The sequence below is a fragment of the Sphingobacterium sp. MYb382 genome (genome assembly GCF_037572665.1).
In the GTDB taxonomy this organism is placed as follows: Bacteria; Bacteroidota; Bacteroidia; order Sphingobacteriales; family Sphingobacteriaceae; genus Sphingobacterium.
Genome location: NZ_JBBGZT010000027.1, coordinates 762 through 1,484, shown reverse-complemented (window position 1 = coordinate 1,484; position 723 = coordinate 762). Strand labels below are relative to the sequence as shown.

Annotated in this window: 1 protein-coding gene; it reads left to right on the top strand. The window is 45.9% G+C overall.

The window, feature by feature from the left end; translation table 11 throughout:
• Positions 1-723: hypothetical protein (locus tag WH223_RS14420; RefSeq protein ID WP_340048450.1), on the top strand; the 723-nt coding region annotated here is incomplete at both ends.

Sequence of the window (723 nt, the reverse complement as noted above, 5' to 3'; positions counted from 1 at the left end):
AGGTACAGGTACATTGACCTATCAATGGTTTAGCAACACAAGTAATAGCACAACAGGAGGTACAGCTATTTCTGGCGCAACTTCAGCGAGCTATGCACCAGCAACAGACGTTGTAGGTACACAATACTACTACGTAGTTGTGGGCAGCGACTGTGGTGCAGCGGCTACATCAGCTGTTGCAGCCATCACGGTTAACAAACCAACAGCCATTACAAGTTCACCAGCTGAGGCTGTGTATTGTAAAGACGCAACAGCAACGGCCTTAACTGTAATTGCCGAAGGTACAGGTACATTGACCTATCAATGGTTTAGCAACACAAGTAATAGCACAACAGGAGGTACAGCTATTTCTGGCGAAACTTCAGCGAGCTATACACCAGCAACCGACGTTGTAGGTACACAATATTATTATGTTATTGTTCAAGGAGACTGTGGCGCAGACGTCCGTTCAACGCCTGTTGCCATAGTCGTGAACAAGCCGACCGTAGTGGTGACTTCACCTTCTAGTGCCATTTACTGTGAAGGTGTAAGTGCCGCTGCGCTATCGGTGATTGCCGATGGTAGAGGTACATTGACTTATCAATGGTATGTAAATACGTCAAACAGTGTACTTGGTGGCGTATTGATAGAAGGAGCTACAGCAGCTACTTATATACCAACGTCAACGAATGCAGGCATTAACTACTATTATGTGAAAGTGACAGGAACATGCGGTGAGACAGT